The sequence below is a fragment of the Bartonella sp. AP57NXGY genome, assembly GCF_042195805.1.
In the GTDB taxonomy this organism is placed as follows: domain Bacteria; phylum Pseudomonadota; class Alphaproteobacteria; order Rhizobiales; family Rhizobiaceae; genus Bartonella.
Genome location: NZ_JBHIOZ010000021.1, coordinates 1 through 22,428 on the forward strand (window position 1 = coordinate 1; position 22,428 = coordinate 22,428).

Annotated in this window: 17 protein-coding genes and 1 pseudogene; 3 read left to right on the top strand and 15 right to left on the bottom strand. The window is 38.5% G+C overall.

The window, feature by feature from the left end; all coding sequences use genetic code 11:
• Nucleotides 1–892 precede the first annotated feature (892 nt).
• From ACFIL8_RS04035 to ACFIL8_RS04070, 8 genes and pseudogenes are all read right to left on the bottom strand, one after another.
• Entirely contained in the window at nucleotides 893–1,171 is a 279-nt protein-coding gene (locus tag ACFIL8_RS04035) for an HU family DNA-binding protein (protein ID WP_375611283.1), read from the bottom strand.
• Nucleotides 1,172–1,400: 229 nt separating this feature from the next.
• Entirely contained in the window at nucleotides 1,401–3,827 is a 2,427-nt protein-coding gene (gene lon / locus ACFIL8_RS04040; protein WP_375612894.1) for an endopeptidase La, read from the bottom strand.
• Between the two features lie 183 nt (nucleotides 3,828–4,010).
• Entirely contained in the window at nucleotides 4,011–5,285 is a 1,275-nt protein-coding gene (clpX, locus tag ACFIL8_RS04045; protein ID WP_273723371.1) for an ATP-dependent Clp protease ATP-binding subunit ClpX, read from the bottom strand.
• A gap of 182 nt (nucleotides 5,286–5,467) precedes the next feature.
• On the bottom strand, nucleotides 5,468–6,100 hold the full coding sequence (clpP, locus tag ACFIL8_RS04050) for an ATP-dependent Clp endopeptidase proteolytic subunit ClpP (protein ID WP_375611281.1): 633 nt from the start codon (nucleotides 6,098–6,100) through the stop codon (nucleotides 5,468–5,470).
• A 147-nt stretch (nucleotides 6,101–6,247) separates the two neighbouring features.
• Nucleotides 6,248–7,056, bottom strand: a pseudogene (locus ACFIL8_RS04055) (hypothetical protein).
• A 10-nt stretch (nucleotides 7,057–7,066) separates the two neighbouring features.
• Nucleotides 7,067–8,443: a Trk system potassium transporter TrkA gene (gene trkA / locus ACFIL8_RS04060; RefSeq protein ID WP_375611279.1), complete on the bottom strand. Its 1,377-nt coding sequence runs from the start codon at nucleotides 8,441–8,443 to the stop codon at nucleotides 7,067–7,069.
• Between the two features lie 4 nt (nucleotides 8,444–8,447).
• Nucleotides 8,448–9,806 carry a sigma-54-dependent transcriptional regulator gene (locus ACFIL8_RS04065; RefSeq protein WP_375611278.1) on the bottom strand — a complete coding sequence of 453 codons (1,359 nt, stop codon included), beginning with the start codon at nucleotides 9,804–9,806 and terminating at the stop codon, nucleotides 8,448–8,450.
• 1 nt (nucleotide 9,807) lies between these two features.
• The gene (locus ACFIL8_RS04070; protein ID WP_375611277.1) at nucleotides 9,808–12,075 is read right to left on the bottom strand and encodes an ATP-binding protein; all 2,268 of its coding nucleotides are present in this window, start codon (nucleotides 12,073–12,075) and stop codon (nucleotides 9,808–9,810) included.
• Nucleotides 12,076–12,247: 172 nt separating this feature from the next.
• On the opposite strand from ACFIL8_RS04070, the gene rirA reads away from it, so the two are divergent.
• The 3 genes from rirA to ACFIL8_RS04085 are packed head-to-tail and all read left to right on the top strand — an operon-like array spanning nucleotide 12,248 to nucleotide 14,391.
• Complete coding sequence (gene rirA, locus ACFIL8_RS04075) at nucleotides 12,248–12,691, top strand: iron-responsive transcriptional regulator RirA (protein ID WP_375611276.1); 444 nt, start codon at nucleotides 12,248–12,250, stop codon at nucleotides 12,689–12,691.
• Nucleotides 12,692–12,715: 24 nt separating this feature from the next.
• Nucleotides 12,716–13,906, top strand: coding sequence for a bifunctional 2-C-methyl-D-erythritol 4-phosphate cytidylyltransferase/2-C-methyl-D-erythritol 2,4-cyclodiphosphate synthase (locus ACFIL8_RS04080; protein WP_375688976.1), 1,191 nt, complete (start codon nucleotides 12,716–12,718; stop codon nucleotides 13,904–13,906).
• The gene (locus ACFIL8_RS04085; RefSeq protein ID WP_375628982.1) at nucleotides 13,903–14,391 is read left to right on the top strand and encodes a CinA family protein; all 489 of its coding nucleotides are present in this window, start codon (nucleotides 13,903–13,905) and stop codon (nucleotides 14,389–14,391) included. The genes ACFIL8_RS04080 and ACFIL8_RS04085 overlap by 4 nt, the downstream gene beginning before the upstream one ends.
• A gap of 599 nt (nucleotides 14,392–14,990) precedes the next feature.
• Here ACFIL8_RS04085 and ACFIL8_RS04090 read toward each other — a convergent pair.
• The 7 genes from ACFIL8_RS04090 to ACFIL8_RS04120 form a co-directional block, all read right to left on the bottom strand.
• On the bottom strand, nucleotides 14,991–15,452 hold the full coding sequence (locus ACFIL8_RS04090) for a type II toxin-antitoxin system RatA family toxin (RefSeq protein WP_273791149.1): 462 nt from the start codon (nucleotides 15,450–15,452) through the stop codon (nucleotides 14,991–14,993).
• 2 nt (nucleotides 15,453–15,454) lie between these two features.
• The gene (lipA, locus tag ACFIL8_RS04095; RefSeq protein WP_375612897.1) at nucleotides 15,455–16,417 is read right to left on the bottom strand and encodes a lipoyl synthase; all 963 of its coding nucleotides are present in this window, start codon (nucleotides 16,415–16,417) and stop codon (nucleotides 15,455–15,457) included.
• 67 nt (nucleotides 16,418–16,484) lie between these two features.
• Nucleotides 16,485–17,945, bottom strand: coding sequence for a dihydrolipoyl dehydrogenase (gene lpdA, locus ACFIL8_RS04100; RefSeq protein ID WP_375681191.1), 1,461 nt, complete (start codon nucleotides 17,943–17,945; stop codon nucleotides 16,485–16,487).
• Between the two features lie 223 nt (nucleotides 17,946–18,168).
• The gene (locus ACFIL8_RS04105) at nucleotides 18,169–19,512 is read right to left on the bottom strand and encodes a pyruvate dehydrogenase complex dihydrolipoamide acetyltransferase (protein ID WP_375681190.1); all 1,344 of its coding nucleotides are present in this window, start codon (nucleotides 19,510–19,512) and stop codon (nucleotides 18,169–18,171) included.
• A 14-nt stretch (nucleotides 19,513–19,526) separates the two neighbouring features.
• On the bottom strand, nucleotides 19,527–20,894 hold the full coding sequence (locus ACFIL8_RS04110) for a pyruvate dehydrogenase complex E1 component subunit beta (protein ID WP_375638116.1): 1,368 nt from the start codon (nucleotides 20,892–20,894) through the stop codon (nucleotides 19,527–19,529).
• A gap of 16 nt (nucleotides 20,895–20,910) precedes the next feature.
• Nucleotides 20,911–21,951, bottom strand: coding sequence for a pyruvate dehydrogenase (acetyl-transferring) E1 component subunit alpha (gene pdhA, locus ACFIL8_RS04115; RefSeq protein WP_375611269.1), 1,041 nt, complete (start codon nucleotides 21,949–21,951; stop codon nucleotides 20,911–20,913).
• A gap of 135 nt (nucleotides 21,952–22,086) precedes the next feature.
• The gene (locus ACFIL8_RS04120) at nucleotides 22,087–22,398 is read right to left on the bottom strand and encodes a septum formation initiator family protein (protein ID WP_012754998.1); all 312 of its coding nucleotides are present in this window, start codon (nucleotides 22,396–22,398) and stop codon (nucleotides 22,087–22,089) included.
• Nucleotides 22,399–22,428: the final 30 nt, after the last annotated feature.

Genomic DNA, 22,428 nt, shown 5'->3' on the forward strand with positions numbered 1-22,428 from the left:
AAAAAACTTTACCGCTATCAATAATTTAATATGATTTAATGACTAAAAACAAAATAATTATATAAACATATTATGAATAATCAAAATAAATAAATGGAGATACACAAGTAATACTGTACTATCTTTATTAATATTTTTTATATTACGTAATGTATATTATTTTATAAGAGTAATTTTTCTGTTTTTTAACTTCCTCCCTCAAAATTTGTGATGTTCTCTCATTTTAACTCTTGTATGATGAAGGAAAAATACTCGCTTGCATATCACAAGTGAAACAAAGATATGGAAAAAATATTTGTAGGATAGAGCTGGAGCTATCTCTCCCCTCTCAAATGCCAAGAAAAATCCCAATATTAAAAACCAAATCTGAATATCAAAAGATTTTTTTATTTCAGGATCTTATAATAAATCAATAAAATTATCCTCTTGGTGCGTCACAAGAAAGGTTGGCGTATAAGAGTAAAAGAATAAAACTATCCCTTATGCACTCGTCTCAGATATCTGGGGCTAGTCGCAACATTATAGGAACTGAGAAAATAGATAGCACGGTGGCACCAACATGCACTTTTATTAAGCGTAAATGGTGATATATAATAACTTTTATGGACTTTACAGAGTTTTCCGCTTCATATTATTTACGGATCTTGTTTTGAAATAAATACCGTAACACTTCAGCGTAATAAAAGTTAATATTACATTTTATAAGCCATACCCGCGCTCAATTAATACAGTACAATATTTCATTGAAAAGACTAAAAACAATATATTTCAGCAATACATGAAAATAAAAAATATCGCAAGGATCTCAAAGCTTTATGTGAAAAACAAGCATAACACATGTGTTAAAAAAACCCGCTTATAAATAAATCGGGTTTTTTTAATGTAGCTTAAATTATTTTTTATTAACTGCTTCTTTAAGGCTTTTTCCTGCAGAAAATTTGGGTACAGAACGTGCTGGAATATCGATTTCAGCACCAGTTGAAGGATTACGCCCCTTTGTTGCAGCACGATGAGAAACTTCAAAAGTGCCAAAACCTGGAAGACGAACATCTCCCCCTGAAGCCAAAGCTTCTGTTACAGAAGCCATAAAAGCATCAACAACAGCACCAGCTTGCGCTTTCGAAACACCTGCCTTTTCAGCAACGGAGCTAACGAATTCACTTTTATTCATAAAATATTTCCTTTCCCTATATTACCTGAACATGACTTAATCATGTTATTGGTCAGTTTATTGAAAAGTACAGCAAACAGAAGTCTTATTTTTATCCAAAACATTGTTTTTTTAGCAATAATCACAGTTATTCACGGAATTTTTCACTTTTTCCAACAAAAAACAGAATAATAACCTCAACAACACCTTCTACCACCTAAAAAATGCCGTTATAAATGAGATAAGTGAATCAGTGCGCAATCTGTATCCCTTCACTATCACTGCTCTCTGACCGGATTGGCACAGCCCCTGTAGAGGGTTCTTTCCATTCAATAGTGTCTGGAAAACGAACCAAAGCGTGTTTCAAAACTTCACTCACATGATTTACCGGAATAATTTCCATATTATTTTTGACATCATCAGGAATATCAACCAAATCTTTTGCATTTTCTTCAGGAATAAGTACTTTTTTTATCCCTCCTCGAAGAGCTGCTAAGAGTTTTTCTTTTAATCCACCAATGGGTAAAACGCGTCCACGTAAAGTAATTTCACCAGTCATTGCAATATCTTTATGCACAGCTACTCCTGTAAGGACCGAAACAATTGCTGTCACCATTGCAATCCCAGCCGATGGGCCATCTTTTGGTGTCGCACCCTCTGGAACATGAACATGGATATCGCGTTTTTCAAAAAGTGGAGGTTCAATACCAAAATCAACAGCACGAGAACGTACATAAGATGCTGCCGCTGAAATGGACTCTTTCATAATATCACGTAAATTTCCAGTTACAGTCATCTTCCCTTTGCCGGGCATCATAACTCCTTCAATAGTCAATAACTCTCCACCGACTTCTGTCCACGCAAGACCTGTTACAACACCAACTTGATTTTCTCCTTCAATCTGATTGTAATGATAACGTTTAACACCCAAGAAATCATGAATATTACTTTCTGTAACTTTTACAGATTTTTGATGTGTTTTGAGAATTTTTGTAACGGATTTGCGGGAAATTTTCATGAGTTCACGTTCAAGGTTACGAACGCCTGCCTCACGTGTATAAAACTGAATAATTGACCTTAGTGCTCCATCAGAAATACTGAGTTCTTTTTTAGACAAACAGTGATCTTTTAGTGCCTTTGGTAAAAGATGCTGTTTAACAATTTCCATTTTCTCACATTCAGTATAACCAGCGATACGAATAATTTCCATACGATCCATTAACGGACCTGGAATATTAAGCGTATTGGCAGTTGTGATAAACATGACATCAGAAAGATCATATTCAACTTCCAAATAGTGATCAATGAATGTACCATTTTGTTCAGGATCAAGAACTTCTAATAAAGCGGATGAAGGATCGCCACGAAAATCTTGGCCCATTTTATCAATTTCATCAAGCAAGAAAAGCGGATTAGATTTTTTTGCTTTTTTCATAGACTGGATAATTTTTCCAGGCATCGATCCAATATATGTTCGGCGATGTCCACGAATTTCTGCTTCATCTCGGACACCTCCCAATGAGATACGAACATACTCACGTCCCGTTGCCTTTGCAATAGAGCGCGCTAATGATGTTTTCCCTACACCTGGAGGACCTAATAAACAAATAATGGGACCTTTTATCTTTGACGCGCGACTTTGTACGGCCAAATATTCAATAATTCGCTCCTTAACTTTTTCAAGACCAAAATGTTCATTATTCATGACCTTTTCAGCAAAATCTAAATTGTTTTTAATCTTAGATTTTTTACCCCAAGGCATTGCTAATAACCAATCAAGATAGTTACGTACAACTGTCGCTTCTGCAGACATCGGAGACATATTCCGTAATTTTCTCAATTCTGCTCCAGCTTTTTCCTGCGCTTCCTTGGATAGTTTTGTATTTTTGATACGTTCTTCTAATTCAGAGAGTTCATCTCGGCTATCATCACCTGCTCCTAACTCTTTTTGAATAGCCTTCATCTGCTCATTGAGATAATATTCTCGTTGGTTTTTTTCCATTTGCCGTTTAACATGCGAACGAATACGTTTTTCAACCTGCAAAACAGAAATTTCTCCTTCCATGAAGGACAAAACACGTTCAAGACGGGCCCGCACAGGTAAGAGCTCTAATATTTCCTGTTTTTCTGCCAGTTTAATCATCAAATGAGAAGCAATCGTATCGGCAAGCTTAGAAGGATTATCAAGCTGGCCAATCGCATTCACAACTTCAGGAGAGATTTTTTTATTAAGCTTTACATAGTTTTCAAAATAAGTAATCACTGACCTTGAAAGAGCTTCAATCTCAACATCACTCTCTCTAGGTTCTTCTGTAACAGTTGCAAAAGCCTGATGATAACCTTCACTTAAAGCAAATTGACTAATTTTTGCACGTGCAGTTCCTTCAACCAAAACCTTTACAGTACCATCAGGAAGCTTTAAAAGTTGAAGAATATTAGCAAATGTACCAATATGATAAATATCCTCTGATTTTGGATCGTCATCAGAAGCATTTTTTTGTGTCACCAATAGTATTTGCTTATCAACCGCCATCGTTTCTTCAAGAGCACGAATTGATTTTTCGCGGCCCACAAAAAGTGGAACAATCATATGGGGGAAGACAACAATATCACGAAGAGGTAAAACAGCATAAACCCCATCTCTTACTTCATCTGTCTTTTCATCAATATATTGCATAACTCTCCTTTCTGGAGCCTATGAGCTATCTACAACAATTAGCCCACCTTTAGAAAATCTCAGCTCTTCACTGTACATGAAGTGGTAATTACTCATACATAAATCAAGCATTATAATGATATTATTAGAAACACCTATCAAATACCGTTCACTACCACCTTTTATATTGTGCATCGCACAGTGTCATGCTGATACATTTTCTTTATCTTCTGCACGTTCTGAGTAAATATAAAGAGGACGCGCTTTACCATCAACGACATCACTCGAAATAACCACTTTTTGAACGCCTTCAAGAGCCGGTAGCTCAAACATCGTCTCAAGAAGGATCTTCTCCATAATAGAACGTAAACCACGAGCACCAGTTTTACGTTCAATTGCTTTCTTTGCAATAACACGTAAAGCATCTTCATGAAATGCTAACTCAACATTCTCCATTTCAAAAAGACGCTGATATTGCTTTACTAACGCATTTTTAGGTTGGGATAAAATTTGCATGAGGGCGTTAACATCTAAATCCTCTAAGGTAGCGACTATAGGAAGCCGCCCAATAAATTCTGGTATTAAACCAAATTTAATAAGATCTTCAGGCTCTAAATCACGAAAAATTTCACCGACACAACGCTCATCCGGAGCCTTAACAGTCGCAGAAAAACCAATAGAAGTTTTTTCACCACGCCCTGAAATGATCCGTTCTAAACCTGCAAAAGCTCCCCCACAAATGAATAAGATGTTTGTGGTGTCAACCTGAAGAAACTCTTGTTGCGGATGCTTACGTCCACCTTGAGGAGGAACAGAAGCAATCGTTCCTTCCATAATTTTTAATAATGCTTGCTGAACTCCTTCCCCCGAAACATCTCTTGTAATAGAAGGATTGTCTGCTTTACGAGAAATCTTATCAACCTCATCAATATAAACAATACCACGCTGCGCACGTTCAACATTATAATCTGCTGCTTGAAGAAGCTTCAAAATAATATTTTCAACATCTTCTCCCACATAACCCGCTTCAGTCAAAGTGGTCGCATCCGCCATCGTAAAAGGCACATCAATAATACGTGCTAATGTTTGTGCAAGATAAGTTTTACCACAACCCGTTGGACCAACAAGAAGAATATTTGATTTAGCCAACTCAATATCATTGCTTTTAGACTGATGCGCCAACCGTTTATAATGATTATGAACAGCAACAGAAAGAACACGCTTTGCATGCTGCTGACCAATAACATAGTCATCAAGAACTGTTATAATTTCCTGTGGCGTAGGAACACCATCACGCACCTTAACCCCAGAAGACTTATTTTCTTCCCGAATAATATCCATGCAAAGCTCTACACATTCATCACAGATAAATACAGTAGGCCCCGCAATGAGCTTACGCACCTCATGCTGACTCTTGCCGCAGAACGAGCAATAGAGAGTATTTTTTGATTCGTTCCCGCTATTGCTAATTTTGCTCATTTTTCTTTCCTTTCACCACAATATATGAACACTTTGCCTTTTCAAAGGAAGCCTTTCATCATGAAAACTAAAAGACATATAGAAAACCATGCATGTCTCAATACTTTTAGGTGTTTCTCTTATTTTGCGATATTTTTTATAAAACTCTTGATTTAAAGTAGCTGTTTTTTCTATAAAAATTCTTAATCTTTTTCTTCTTTTTCAGTTTCTGCACGGTATTGTATAACATCATCAACTAAGCCAAACGCTTTGGCTTCTTCTGCTGTCATAAAATGATCGCGATCGAGAGTTCTCTCTATAACCTCATAATCTTGACTCGTATGTTGAACATAAATTTCATTTAAACGCCGTTTCATCTTTATAATATCTTGCGCATGTCGCTCAATATCTGAAGCTTGACCTTGAAAACCACCAGATGGTTGATGCACCATAATACGTGCGTTTGGCAATGTAAAACGATGACCTTTTGCTCCAGCCGTTAATAATAAAGACCCCATAGATGCCGCTTGCCCCATGCAAAGCGTAGAAACAGGAGGGCGAATAAACTGCATAGTATCATAAATAGCCATACCAGATGTTACGACACCACCTGGAGAATTAATATAAAGACTAATTTCTTTTTTAGGATTTTCCGCTTCCAAAAAAAGCAATTGTGCACAAACAAGCATTGCCATACCATCTTCAACAGGTCCATTAATAAAAATAATCCGTTCCTTTAAAAGACGGGAAAAAATATCATAGGCCCGTTCACCACGATTTGTTTGTTCAATAACCATAGGAACAAGGCTTAATGCTGTTTTCATTGGATCACTCATATTTTTACTTTCCGTTCATATAACAACCGCTCTTTACACATTCAATGTTTTTGTCCATATGTTAACATTACTCTCTTGTGCAAGCTACAATCAAGAGATTGTATAAGATAGATTAAAATCTCAATAGTTAAAATAGCAATAATAACTCTACCTAAACAAATGATGAACATCCGGAATGCGAGATACCGCCCAATGGTAAAAACTTCCTTCCTGAGGTCTTTTCGTGGTCTTTGTCTTTCTGTGAATATGAAAGCCTATCAAGCGTGAATCTGTAAGCGGCTTTACGCCAAAAGCTGGTTCAAAAATACGTTCAGTTTTTCGCCCAGTCCAATAATAAAAAGTTTCCTTTTCCTTTGCTTCATGAAAAAAACCATATCGTTTTGCTAATCGTGAAATACCATCATTGCCAAATATTGTAACGCCAAGATTTCCCGGTAAAATCGGCATTTTTTTCCTCTTTAACCAGAACGGTCTCCAAACACGACGCTTAAACCCAAGCCAATGAGGAATAATTTCTGTGCCAGCCCAATAATCCTCAAATATTTTTATAATAGGGTTATTGGGCGGAAAATAAAGTGCAGAAACGCCTACTCTTGTATTATTTTCTCTTGCCAACCAAACCTTATCCGCATCTGGATGAAATTGTTTAACAAGGTAAACATCTGTATCTAACCAAACACCTTGTTGATATTTCATCAGCATAACACGAAAAAAATCCGAGAACTGAACAATTGTACACCCTAATTTATCATCAGAAAAATCGGGATCAAGGCGATAAATTGCTGAGCGTGGTAAAATTGATTCGGCTTCATGCAGCTCAACACCAGCAGGGAGATTATCTATTTTTTATCATAACTAAAAAGCTTAACGCGCTGTCCAGTTTTAACCATTGAAGACAAACAAAGCCTATCCACCAATCTTAATTGTCCACTATACCAAAAAGTACAAATATCCATAGATAATATATCAAAAATATTCTAAACTTACGCGAAAGAGTTGTTCAACATCACGAACCCTATCAGCAAGAGCAAAAATCACTATTCTATCACCAGACAAAATACGCGTATCTGCCGAAAGCTGTATTATTGTCTTATTGCGATAAATTGCACCAATTCTCAAACCATCTGATAAATTGAGCTCTGATAATGACTTACCAACCAATGAAGATGTTTGCATCACTTCAGCTTCAATAATTTCTGCTCGGCCATTAAAAACTGAATGAACAGAACGAATACGCCCACGGCGCATTTGTTGCAAAATTCTCGATATTGTAACACTATGGGGATTAAGATATGCATCCACACCAACAGCACGACTAAATTCTTGATAGGCAACATTATTAATCAATACCATATTGGCTTTGCAGCCCAATCTTTTAGCAATAATAGCGCTTAAGAGATTAACCTGATCTTGATTGGTCAATGTAATCATTAAATCGGACTGATCAATTCCCGCATCTTGAAGAATCACTGGATCTAACACGTTACCGTATAAAACTGTTGTTTTTTCAAGCTGATCAGCAATTGTGAGGGCTCTTTCTCTATGCGCTTCTATGATCTTCAATTTTAATTTATGGAAACGCTTTTCAATAGCCTGTGCAACATAAAGGCCAATGTGGCCACCCCCTGCAATAATCATGCGGTGGGCATCTTGTTCTTTATGACCAAAAAGCCCAACAGCACGACGCATCTGTTCACGAGAAACAACAAGATAGGTTATATCACCAACGCGTAGTTGCGTTTCTGAATGTGCAACCAATAATTCCGCGCCACGTTTAATAGCAGTAACCGTCGTATGAAGATCTGGAAAAAGCTCTGTTAATTGACGCAAAGGTGTATTAATAACGGGACAATCTTCCATGCATTCCAAAGCTAGTGCCACAATATCATCATTACAAAAATAAAGAACATCTATTGCACCAGGTAAAGCAATACGGCGCAAAACCATTTCCCCAACTTCAACTTCTGGCGAAATAACCACATCAATGGGAATATTCTCTCTGGAAAAAAGCGTCTTATAACGTGGTTCTAAATAAGATTGTGAGCGAATACGAGCAATTTTTGTGGGCACATTAAATAATGAATGTGCTACTTGGCAAGCTACCATATTAACTTCATCAAACAAAGTGACAGCAATCAACATATCAGCTTTGTCTGCATCTGCAGCCAAAAGAACTTCAGGCCGTGAACCGTGACCAACAAAACCTCTCACATCCAATGTATCGCGAATCTTTTCAATTAATCTCGTTTCAATATCAATAACAGTAACATCGTGATTTTCAGCAGCAAGACGCTCTGCTATCCCATAACCAACCTGTCCTGCTCCACAAATAATAATACGCATCGCTTTAAGAAACTCCAAGCGCTTTAAGTTTACGGTGCAAAGCTGAACGCTCCATGCCTATAAATTCAGCAGTACGTGATATATTTCCACCCAAACGCCCAATCTGCGCCACTAAATATCTCTTTTCAAATAATTCTCGAGCTTCACGTAACGGCAAATCCATTATACTTTCATCTGAATCCATTTGAAGACGTGGCAAAGAATCACTTACTTCACTGGGAAGAAAGTCCGCTGTTATAGGACCATCACCATCCCGCACAAGAATAAGAAGACGCTCAATATTATTACGTAATTGCCGCACATTACCCGGCCAAGCGTGCGTTTGCAAAATAGCAATCACATCATCACTGATTGCACGCGGTTTAATCCCAACCTGCTGTGATATTGTTTTTACAAAATGATGTACAAGTTCTGGAATATCTTCACGACGCGCTGAAAGGGGCGGAACAACAATAGGAACAACGGAAAGACGGTGAAAAAGATCCTCCCTAAAGCGCCCATCAGAAATGAGGTTTTCAAGATTTTGCGCTGTCGAAGAAATGATACGGACATCCACCTTAACACGTTTTGTGCCGCCAATTCTCTCAAATGTTTGCCCCGTTAAAACCCGAAGAATCTTCCCTTGAGTCTCACGCGGCATATCAGCAATTTCATCAAGATATAAGATACCGCCATGAGCTTCCTCTAAGGCACCAATTTTACGCTCTCTTCCCTCCATTTCGCTGCCAAACAGCTCTATTTCCATTCTTTCCGGAGTAATCGTTGCAGCATTTATTGTAACAAATGGCCCATTCGAACGCGTTGAGAGCGCATGAATAGCTCGTGCAACAGTCTCTTTTCCTGCCCCTGAAGGACCTGTTATCATGATGCGACTATTGGTTGGTGCTACTTTTTCTATGATTTGACGCAAATTTTTTATAACTGTCGATTTTCCGAGCAACTCTAATGTCTCGTTCGAACGCTTTCGCAATTCTAAAAGCTCACGTTTTAAATTTGAATTTTCAAGTGTTCTCTCTGCAACCAATACAAGTCTATCAGCTTTAAAAGGTTTTTCAATGAAATCATATGCCCCTCGCTTTATAGCGGAAACAGCCGTCTCAATATTACCATGACCAGAGATCATAACGACCGGAAGAGCCGGATATTGTGTTTTAATTTCATCAAGCAGTGCTAAACCATCGAGACGACTACCCTGTAGCCAAATATCCAAAAAAATGAGCTTTGGAATACGCTCACTAATTTGAGCCAATGCTTCATCAGAGTTACAAGCAACACGCGTTTCATAACCTTCATCATCTAAAATACCAGCAACAAGCTCACGAATATCTGCTTCATCATCAACAATCAAGATATCTGATACCATACTATTCCCCTATCTTATGATTTATGGCTTGTATAATATTACCCTGCTTACCCCCATCCGCTGGAAATATCAAACGGATCATCGCACCACGACCTTCATAAAAACTCTCCGGTGCATCATGAAGCTCCATGAAACCACCGTGATCTTCAATAACTTTGCGCACAATAGCTAACCCCAGCCCTGTTCCTTTTTCCCGCGTTGTTATATAGGGTTCTAATAACTTTTGTCTTTGCTCTTTAGGAAGTCCTTTCCCGTTATCAACAACATCCACAACCACCCATTCTTCCTGACGATAAGAACGGATAAGAATATGACCGTGAATATTTTCCTCTCGCATAACTGAATCTATGGATTCGCTCGCGTTTTTGATAACATTGCAAAAAGCCTGTACAATGAGACGGTTATCAAATGCACCCATAAGTGGTAGAGTTCCTAAATCTTGCTCAAAATGAATATCATGTCGCGTCACCTCTATCAAGAAACATGCTTCGCGCAACAATTCTCGTATATCTAAAATATGCATTTTGGGTTTGGGCATACGTGCAAAAGAGGAAAACTCATCAACCATACGCCCAATATCTCCAACCTGCCGAATAATTGTGTCAATACACCGCTCAAAGACCTCTCTATCTTGTGTAATAGCTTTGTTATAACGTTTACGAATGCGTTCAGCGGATAACTGAATAGGTGTAAGAGGATTTTTAATTTCGTGTGCAATACGCCGCGCAATATCCGCCCACGCCGCTGTACGTTGCGCTGCAACAAGGTCTGTAATATCATCAATTGTTAGAACCCAAGATTGCCCTTGTCCATCATCCTCCTCCATCGTAACTTGGACATTACAGACACGCTCTTTTCCTGCAACGTTTAAAGTGACCTGCTCACGATGGTTTTTACGATCCAATGAACGCACAAACTGAAAAACCTGCCAAATTTCAGCGCTTAAAGATAAAAGACTTTTTCCAACAACGCGCTCTGAGCGAATATCAAACATCGCTTCAATAGACCGATTGATAATGGTGATATCACCATTATCATCTATACCTGCTACTCCCGCTGTTACACCCGATAACACAGCTTCAGAAAAACGCCGTCTTTCATCAATTTGATCACGCACTGCAATCAATTCATTACGCCGACTTTTCAATTCACTGACCATGTAATTAAAAGTTTTGGATAATTGCCCAATATCTCCATCTTTTGCTCGTACTGGCACGAAAATTTCCATATTTCCAGAAGCAACATCATCGGCAGCACTAATGAGAAGACGAATAGGACGTACTAAGCGATCAGCAACAGCAATAGCAGCCCAAATGGCTGATAAGAATAAACTAAAAAAAAGACACAAATAAAGCATACCAAATGCAATCTGTGTCAGCAGGCGATTCTCATTTAAATCACGATAACGATCTGTATTAACTTCTGTCAAACGCAAAGCAGATAAAACACCTTTATCAACGTCACGCACCAAATATAAAAATGTGTTTGGAATATTGGTAAATTTTAAAATAATACCAAAATAATCATGAACGCCTGGTTGAAAAGAAAAAGGTCTCGCACTGGTTGCACGTTCAATAAGATGAGAAGGAGGAATTGGCAGTTTATCTTCATCACCAAGAGCACTCGATACAAAAATAGCTCCACTAGAACTTAACAAAAATGCACCACGCAAATTGCGTCCTAGAGCATGACGCGTCAATTGCATCCTATATTCAGCTGGATTACGTTCTAAGAGTTTTTTGTTATCAAGTGCAAATGCCATCGCGTAGGATAAATTTTTTAAATTTTGGAGCATTTCATCTGCATAAGCATTTGCTAAATCAATAGAAGAGCCCACAATTTGCCGCGTTGTTGTATCAAACCATCGATCAAGTCCCAAATTTAGTGCTGGACCCGATACAAGAGCTACAGCAACAGCTGGCATTGTCGCAACAAGTGCAAACAATGAAATAAGGCGCACATGAAGACGCGATCCTGCACGCCTTGAACGCCAAGCACGAATGATCGGTATCATCTCATAAAAAACGATGACAATAAGCCCTAAAACCCAAAAACTATTAATTCCTATAAGAATAAGGGTTACTGTTCTACTGGGAACAACAGGAGTTAATCCAATAAGAATAATAAATGAAACAGAGGCCGTAAGTAAAGCCAATACAATAATTGTAATCCCTAAAAAAATATATACCTTACTTAAACGATACAACTCATCGTTATAAGTATTTTTATCTATGTCTTGAAGATTCGTCACAGATGTTATATTCGTCATGAGCTTACATACCCTTATCCCATTATTCTCATATAACCTTTTGTAGCAAAAATTGACAATACTAATACTACATTTAAAATAGGCAAATATAGTCAACGAGAAAAAACTTCTACATTTTGCAAAATATCTTTAAAATAGACTGTGTTCGACGATACTTTACGAAGGAAATGAGATGCGATTAACAAAACAAACAAATTATGCTCTTCGAATGCTTATGTATTGTGCAGATAATCAGGGAACTCTCAGTCGTGTTCCAGAAATTGCTAAAGCATATGCCGTTTCAGAGCTTTTTTTATTTAAAATCCTTCAGCTGCTTGTTCAAGCAGGTTTTATACAAACAGTGCGTGGACGCAATGGTGGAGTTAGATTGGCTAAACCCGCAGCAGAAATTTCAGTTGCGGATGTTGTGAAAGTAACAGAAGACAACTTTTCCCTCGCAGAATGTTTCGATACTGCAGAACCAACTTGCCCCTTGTTTGATTTTTGTGGTTTAAATACCGCACTTCAAAAAGCATTAAATGCTTTTTTTGAGGTGTTATCCGTGATATCCCTTGCTGATCTACAACAACCATCCTTTCAAAATCATTTTAAAATTAATGACAAAAAAGCAAACTAAGATTATAATACAAGGAGATTAAGTATTTCTATTGCAGCAATAATATTAGCCGCTGGACGGGGTGAAAGAGCAGGATCTCCCCATAAAATTCCAAAACAATATCGGCTTCTAGGACAAAAGCCAATTATTTATCATACCGTGCATTGTTTTTTGCAGCATCCAGCTATCACAACAATTATTCTTGTTATTCATCCAGAAGATCGTCAAATCTGTGAACAAGCTATTGACGATTTTAAAGAGCGCCTTATTATCGTTGAAGGAGGCAATACACGTCAAATCTCTACCTTATATGGACTTCAGGCACTCAAAAAATTTGCCCCCCAATATGTGCATATTCATGATGGTGCACGCCCTTTTATCGAAAACAAGCTTCTTAATAACATTCACAACACTATCACGCCTCAAGAAGGTGTTCTTCCTGTTCTGCCCATCTCTGATACCCTTAAACGTATAAATAATCAGCATGTTTTAGAAACAATTCCCCGTACCCATCTTTATAGTGCACAAACTCCACAGTGTTTTCCCTTTGAACATATCTTAGCGGCCCATAAACAAGCAAAACAAGCTTGCAAACAAGAATTCACTGACGATTCTGCAATTGCCGAATGGTTTGGAATTCCTATGCGTACCGTTCCTGGAGATCCTAACAACATAAAAATTACATGGCATGAAGATTTTAATACTGCACATTTATATCTCCAAAAGAAAATGCAAATATTTCCTGATATTCGTACCGGCAATGGTTATGATGTTCACTCTTTTGAGGATGGTGATTTTCTTATATTATGTGGTATAAAAATCCCTTTTCATAAAAAATTAAATGGACACTCCGATGCGGATGTTGCTCTTCATGCATTAACAGATGCCCTTCTTGCAACTCAAGGTGCTGGAGATATCGGTACACATTTTCCTCCCTCTGATCCTCAATGGAAAAATGTATCATCAGAAATTTTTCTCCGTCATGCTCTTGATATTATAAAACAAGCAGGTGGTCGTATCGCCAATGTTGATATCACAATTATCGCTGAAAATCCTAAAATTAGTCCATATCGTCATGCCATGACAGAAAATCTTATAACAATACTTGCAATAACACCTGATCGTATCTCTATCAAAGCAACAACAAATGAAAAGCTTGGATTTATTGGTCGTGGTGAGGGAATTGCTGCTCTTGCAACAGCGAGCGTTCTTTATTCAGGAGAAATTCCCCAATGACATATCTTTGTGAAAAACAAGCACATGAAGTTCTTAATACCTTTCGCCAAAAAGGTTTGCTGTTAACAACTGTAGAGTCTTGTACAGGGGGACTCATTGCTGCATGCCTCACAAATATAGCAGGATCGTCAGATGTTCTCGATTGTGGATTTGTTGTTTATTCAAATGAATCTAAAACACGCCTTGTTGGCGTTTGTGCTGAACTTATAAAAACCTATGGTGCCGTTTCAAAAGAAGTTGCTCTTGCAATGGCTGAGGGTGGATTAAAACATTCACAAGCTGACATTGCAGTTTCTGTAACAGGAATTGCTGGTCCAGGAGGTGCAAGTCTTGATAAACCTGTAGGACTTGTGCATTGCGCAGTAGCTTATAAAAACCACTCCCCCCTGCACAAAGAAATGCACTTTGCTCATCTTAATCGCAATGCTATCCGCCATGCAACTGTTGAAAATGCTTTTAAAATGATTCTGGAATTGCTTCACTGAATTCCCCATACTAATTTCAAAATTCTTTATTCCCCATCGAGTCTATAATCGTCAACATCTTGAAAAAATTTTATTGTATCACAACTTGAAAATGAACGATCTGACTAGCCTAAAATTATCTCACTTTAGTCCTGTGTAGGTTGAATTAATCAAATTTATTCACTTACACGCCACAAGAGAAAAAACTGTATAAATAAAATGATTAATGAAAGGGAAACTTGTACCTCTCTCTCAAGTGCTAAGAGCTGGTACAACATCTTGAGAGATGGCAAATAAATGATACAGGAGAACTTCTTCATAAGTGTACAGATGTAGATTTTATATACTTTTACGAGAATCTATACTATTTATTATGAGCACTATTATGAAATGGGTATGACGCAAGCATGTTCTATTTGGGCGTTTTGTTTAACGAGTGTGCATCCATTAAAAAAGAGAGAAACAAAAGCATGAAACTGTGCATCATCTTCATCATTTAAAATGATATTCCCTCAATATGCTTTTGAAAGCTGAATTAAAAACAAATAGTAAAGATGGAAACCGGTTTTCACCTTCACGCTGTTTAAGCAATACGTATTGTTAAAAAATAACAGAATAGACTATGTTACCGTAGAGCCATAAATCTGATGCGCACGCTTCTCAAAAGCCTCGGTAAATTTACGAAACGCAATATCAAACATTGAGCCCATCACTAATCCAAGCGTTTTACTTTTAAATTCATAATCAATAAAAAACTCTACATTACATGCATTGGTATTTTCAATATCATGAAAGGCCCAACGATTTTCAAGATATTTGAATGGACCATCAATATATTTAACTTCTATAAGACTTTTTTCCGGCTGAAGAAATACTTGAGTCGTAAAAGTTTCACGAATAATCTTATAGCCAACGGTCATATCCGCAAGAAGCAATATTTTTTTTCCATATTCTTTTCGAGAACGTATTATTAAAGACTCACACATTGGTAAAAATTCAGGATAACGCTCAATATCTGAAACCAGATCAAACATTTCACTGGCACTATGGGTGATCTGCCGATGTATTGTAAAAATCGGCATAATTATCTCTGTAAGGAAAATTTTTCATCACGCGCTTTTTGCAAAATGGCAAAATCATCTCCAGCATGATGAGATGAACGCGTTAGAGGATTGGAGGCCATATGTAAAAATCCTTTTACTTTACCAATCTTGGCAAAAGACTCAAATTCTTCAGGAGGCACAAAACGAACAACTGGATGATGTTTTCGTGTAGGCTGCAAATATTGTCCAATTGTCATAAAGTCAACATCAGCAGCGCGCAAATCATCCATCAATTGCAAAACTTCATTTCGCTCCTCCCCAAGGCCAACCATAATTCCCGATTTTGTAAAAATTGTTGGATCAAGTTCTTTAACACGTTGTAATAAACGAATTGAATGAAAATAACGTGCCCCTGGACGGACCTTCAAATATTTAGAAGGAACTGTTTCTAAGTTATGATTAAAAACATCAGGCTTAGCAGCAACAACAACTTCTAAAGCGCCATCCTTATGACGAAAATCAGGTGTAAGAACTTCAATTGTTGTTTTAGGAGTTTTTTGACGAATCGCATAAATAACTTTTGCAAAATGCTCAGCACCACCATCAGCAAGATCATCACGATCAACAGATGTAATGACAACATGTTTTAATTCCATCCGTGCAACAGCATCAGCGACACGTTCTGGCTCATTATCATCAACGGCAAGTGGAATACCTGTTGCAACGTTACAAAAAGCACAAGCACGCGTACATATTTCACCTAAAATCATAAAGCTAGCATGCCTCTGGCTCCAACATTCGCCAATATTAGGACAACCAGCTTCTTCACATACAGTCACTAACTTATGCGTACGTACAATACTATGTGTTTCCTTATAAATTGGTGATGTTGGCGCTTTTACACGAATCCAATCTGGCTTTTTTTGAACGCTTGTATCAGGACGATGTGCCTTTTCAGGATGACGCAATCGTCTATTTGCAACTCTATCAACAACCGTAACCATTTAAGCCTTTGCCTTATAAATACGAAGTAACAATCAAAAATATAAAATTTTTCATACAATCCAGTCATCAAGCGTTTAAAACTTGACCATAAGCATCTAATACACTTTCTTTCATCATTTCCGATAAGGTCGGATGTGGAAAGACAGTATGCATTAATTCTTCTTCTGTTGTTTCAAGATTCATAGCAATAACAAAACCCTGTATCAATTCTGTTACCTCAGCCCCTACCATATGGGCCCCGAGAAGCTGTCCTGTTTTTTTATCAAAAATCGTTTTTACTAACCCCTGATCTTCACCCAAAGCAATCGCCTTACCATTCGCAGCAAAAGAATAACGACCAATACGTATATCATAACCTGCTTCTTTTGCTGCCGCTTCTGAAAGCCCTACAGAGGCAACCTGTGGTGTACAATATGTACACCCTGGAATTTTTCTTTTATCAAGTGGATGAGCGCTTTTCAAACCTGCAAGATGCTCAATACATATCACACCTTCTTCTTCTGCTTTATGGGCCAACATAGGAGGACCTGCTACATCACCAATAGCATAAATGCCTTCCACCCCCGTCCAACTCCATTCATCAGTTACAATGCAGCCGCGATCGGTTTTTATTCCCAAAGCTTCTAAACCAAGATTCTCAATATTACCTTGCACCCCAACAGCGGAAATCAACCGGTCAACAGTCATTGACTCTATTTTACCTTGAACATCAATATGTACACTTACAGAATCGGAAGATTTTTCAACCTTTGTTACTTTTGCTTGACGAAGAATGCGTAAACCTTTTTTCTCTAACTGTTTACGAGCAAACGTTGAAATTTCAATATCTTCAGCAGGCATGATATGGGGCATCATTTCAACAACAGTTACTGTCGCCCCCATATCATGATAAAAAGAAGCAAATTCAATGCCAATAGCCCCAGACCCTATAACCAAAAGCGATTTTGGCATTGCTGGCGGTATCATAGCTTCAAAATAAGTCCAAATGAGTTTTCCATCTGGCTCAATACCAGGAAGGACACGAGGATGTGCGCCCGTTGCAATAATGATATGCTTTGCTTGATAAGTTCCCTCCCCTAACGTCCCTTTAGGGACTGGATTTTGCGGTTGCATAATCGGTTTGGAGGATGAAAAAACCATAATTTCCGCAGGAAGGCTTCCCTTTGCTTCTTTAGTAAGCTTTGCTTCACCCCAGATAATATCAATTTTGTTTTTTTTCATTAAAAAACCAACACCAGCATTTAAACGTGCTGAAACACCCCGTGAACGTGCCACAACATCTTTGATGTTTGCCTCAATTGAACCATTAATTTTTAATCCATAATTTGTCGCATGTTCAGCAAAATGTTTCATTTCCGCTGAACGTAGAAGGGCCTTTGTTGGAATACATCCCCAATTTAAACAGATCCCTCCCAAATGTTCACGTTCAACAATCGCAGTCTTAAAGCCACATTGTGCTGCACGAATTGCGGTTACATATCCGCCTGGACCTGATCCAATCACAATTACATCATAAAGATTTGCCACAGTAATTCCTCCATGGATATATATATAAAATGGATATGCATTTTTTGAACTTAAGACTGTAAAACAATATGAGAGAATTATCTTATGTCTTTGCTTTAAGCTTCACGTAAATGCTTTACCCAAACCAGAAATAGCAATACCTCTGCTCTTCAAACTCTTTAAATTTGTTTCTATTCTCTTAAATACACTCTCTCACAATTTACGTGAAGAACTGTTAAACAGTTCAAACCAACATTGCTAATGGATTTTCAATCATCTTCTTAAAAGTCCGCGCGAGCTCTGCTGCTAAAGCACCATCGACAGCACGATGATCCGCAGAAAGCGTAACTGACATAACTGTCGCAACAACTAATGCACCATTTTTAACAACGGCGCGTTGCTCCCCTGCACCAATCGCAAAAATCGTCGCATGCGGTGGATTAAGAATAGCCGAAAAACTTTTTATACCATACATCCCCATATTTGATACAGCTGTTGTTCCACCCTGATATTCTTCCATTTTTAACTTGCCCTCGCGCGCACGCTTTGCAAAATCCTTCATCTCTTTGGAAATAAGTGATAACGGCTTTTTCTCTGCATGGCGAATAATCGGTGTAATTAATCCATTGGGAATAGAAACAGCAACCCCAACATCACAATGTTTATGATGAAGCATCCCGCCTTCAAGCCAAGAAACATTCGCATCAGGAACCGTTTTCAAAGAAAGTGCAACAGCTTTGATCACCATATCATTAACAGAAAGCTTATAAGTAGGCTGAGTTTCTTCCTGCCCCTTAACCATTGGAGCAGCAGCATTTAGTTGTGTACGCAGTGCTAATAGCGCATCAAGTTCACAATCTACCGTTACATAGAAATGTGGGACTCTCTGTTTTGATTCCACCAAACGTGTCGCGATTGTTTTACGCATATTATTATGGGGAGCGAAGCTATATTCATCCTCTTTGAAGAGTTTCAATATCTGTTTGTCCGAAGCACCTGTAGCTATTAGCTCCCCTATCGATGATGAATAAGACACTTTAGACATATCGCTGCTCACAGCTTTTTCTACATCGCGCTTAATAATGCGCCCATGCGGACCACTTCCAGAAATAAGGGATAAATCAAGACCTGCCTGAGATGCTAATCGCCGCGCTAAGGGAGAGGCAAAAAGACGAGCTTCCTTTTTATCTTGCTGTATTAATTGCCCAGTTGATGATTCATGAGACATTTTTATTCCCTTTGAGTCCGTCTGTTTCAGAGAATCTGTCTGTTTGATGCCCTCTGGTTTTTGTCTTGTAGAAGAAGAGATTTCTTCTGCAACTTTTGCAGCTTCAGCTAAATCTTCACCTTCTTCTGCTAAAACAACAATTAAAGCATTTACTTTAACGCCTTGTGTTCCAGCAGGAACAACAATTTTAGCAACCCTACCTTCATCAACGGCTTCGACTTCCATTGTCGCTTTATCCGTCTCAATTTCAGCAATAACATCACCAGAGGAAACCTTATCTCCCTCCTTAATATTCCATTTTGTTAAATTTCCCTCTTCCATCGTAGGGGAAAGCGCTGGCATTGTAATTTTAATGGGCATTATGCTTTCCTCCGTTATGCTCTGTATGTCACAGCCTGAACTGCCTCAATAATTTCAGCAGTATTAGGCAAAGCCAACTTCTCAAGATTAGCGGCATAAGGCATCGGAACATCTTTGCCAGAAATCGTAGCAATTGGCGCATCAAGATAGTCAAAAGCCTGCTGCATAACACGCGTTGCTATTTCAGTTCCCACGGATGACTGAGGAAATCCCTCTTCAATTGTTACCAAACGACCTGTTTTTTTAACTGACGAAAGAATTGTTGGAAGATCCATAGGGCGAATGGTTCGTAAATCAATCAATTCAACATCAATACCAAGTTTTTCAATTTCTGGTAACGCTTGAACAGCATAATGCATCCCAATTCCACATGCAACAATCGTCACATCTTGTCCAGACTTATGAATACGCGCCTTACCAATAGGCAAAAGAAAGTCATCCAGTTGAGGAACATCAAATTGATGCCCATACAAAATCTCATTTTCAAGGAAAATAACAGGATTATCATCACGAATAGCAGCTTTCAGCAAACCTTTTGCATCTGCAGCACTATAAGGCATGACAACTTTCAGACCTGGTACATGACTATACCATGCAGCATAGCATTGAGAATGTTGAGCACCAACACGGGCAGCCGCACCATTGGGACCTCGGAAAACCATAGGAGCGGTCATTTGTCCACCAGACATATAACGTGTTTTGGCTGCTGAGTTAATAATTTGGTCCATCGCCTGCATCGCAAAATTAAAGGTCATAAACTCGACAATAGGACGTAACCCACCAAAAGCAGCCCCAACAGCCAGCCCAGCAAAGCCGTGCTCTGTAATTGGGGTATCAATAACTCGGCGTTCCCCGAACTCTTCCAACAAACCCTGACTAACCTTATAGGCACCTTGATATTGCGCGACTTCTTCCCCCATAAGAAAAACTGTTTCATCACGCCGCATTTCTTCAGCCAAAGCCTGATTAAGCGCTTCACGAACTGTCATTGTAACCATTTGTGTTCCCGCTGGAATATCAAAATTAAGAGATGTATCAAAAGTAGGAGCAGCCTGCGGAACTGACAAAGGTAGAGAAAGAGCAGATTCCTTAGGTTTTTGTGCTGTATCAGTAGGTTGCGAAATATCCTCAGCACGCTCACCTTCTTCTAACAAAATTGCAATAACAGTGTTAACCCTTACGCCTTCTGAACCTTCAGGCACAAAAATTTTACCAAGAGTACCTTCATCAACGGCCTCTACTTCCATTGTAGCCTTATCCGTTTCAATTTCAGCAATAACATCGCCAGAGCTAACCTTATCACCTTCTTTCTTGAGCCATTTAGACAGTTTACCTTCTTCCATAGTTGGTGAAAGCGCCGGCATCAAAATATCAATAGACATACTTGCTTCCCTCGCATCAAACTAAAATATCAGTATAGAGCTCAGAAGCATCTGGCTCTTGATCACTTTGTGCAAAATCTACCGCATCAGCAACAATTGCACGGACCTCTTTCTCAACAGATTTTAAATCGTCTTCGCTCGCCCAATTTTTTTTAAGAATCCGACTTTTTACTTGATCAATCGGATCGTGCTCCTCTTTTATTTTTTGGACTTCTTCCTTGGAACGATATTTTGCTGGATCAGACATGGAATGACCACGATAGCGATAGGTCTGCATATCAAGAATGATCGGTCCTTTACCTGAGCGTGCCCAAGAAATTGCTTCATCAGCAGCTCCTTTTACTGATCGAACATCCATACCGTCAACAACAATACCTGGAATTTCAAAAGAAAGACCGCGTCGGGAAAAATCAGTTTCTGCAGATGCACGTGAAACTGATGTTCCCATAGCATACTGATTGTTTTCAATAATATAAACAACGGGAAGCTTCCAAAGTGAAGCCATATTAAAACTCTCGTAAACCTGCCCCTGATTTGCAGCACCATCACCAAAATAAACCAATGTCACATTATCTTTACCAAGATATTGATTCGAAAATGCCAAACCTGAACCAATGGGAACCTGCGCACCAACAATACCATGTCCTCCATAAAAGTTCTTTTCTTTAGAGAACATATGCATCGAGCCACCTTTCCCTTTGGAAAAGCCACCTTGGCGCCCCGTTAATTCTGCCATGACACCACGCGGACTCATCCCAACCGCTAACATATGTCCATGATCACGGTAAGACGTAATAACCTGATCACCTTCTTTTGCCGCTTTCAATGTTCCTATAACAACGGCTTCCTGACCAATATAAAGGTGACAAAATCCCCCAATAAGCCCCATACCATAAAGTTGTCCTGCTTTTTCTTCAAAACGGCGAATTAAAAGCATTTCACGATAAGCATCAATTTCTTCTTCTTTTGTAAAATCTGCTATTGGTGCTTTCTTTGTGGTGCTTGATAATGCAGTGCGCGCCGCCGACGCAGAATTTTTTTTAAGTCGTTCTGCCATATTAAACTCCCTTTTATGATTATTTAGGAATAACCTTTACGAACAAAAGTTACAAGCCTTATCAATCGGCTTAAACAATATCATTGCTGATTGTTGTTTAAATTAAGCGATTTTTCATTTACCTTTGGTATCATTTCAAGGTATTAAGATCGTCAATTCATTTGGCTTAGAAAAGTTCAAATTCTTTCGGACATACTCATCCAACATATCTTTTTCTATATGCCCATTGCGTAAAAGAGAAATACGCTTTTCCATGAATATCCGCTCAGCTTCTATTTTATGAAGCTCCTTTTCTAATTCGCTAATATGCTGATTAACTTCACTGCGTGAATACAATCCATACTCACCATGATAAATGTGATAACTGAAATAGCTTAAGACTCCCACCGTCATAAGAGGTAGTACAAAGCGTACTTTGATTGATCGACGTTTCTGCTTTGTCCACATAAAATAGCACAGTCTTTACAGCACAAATTT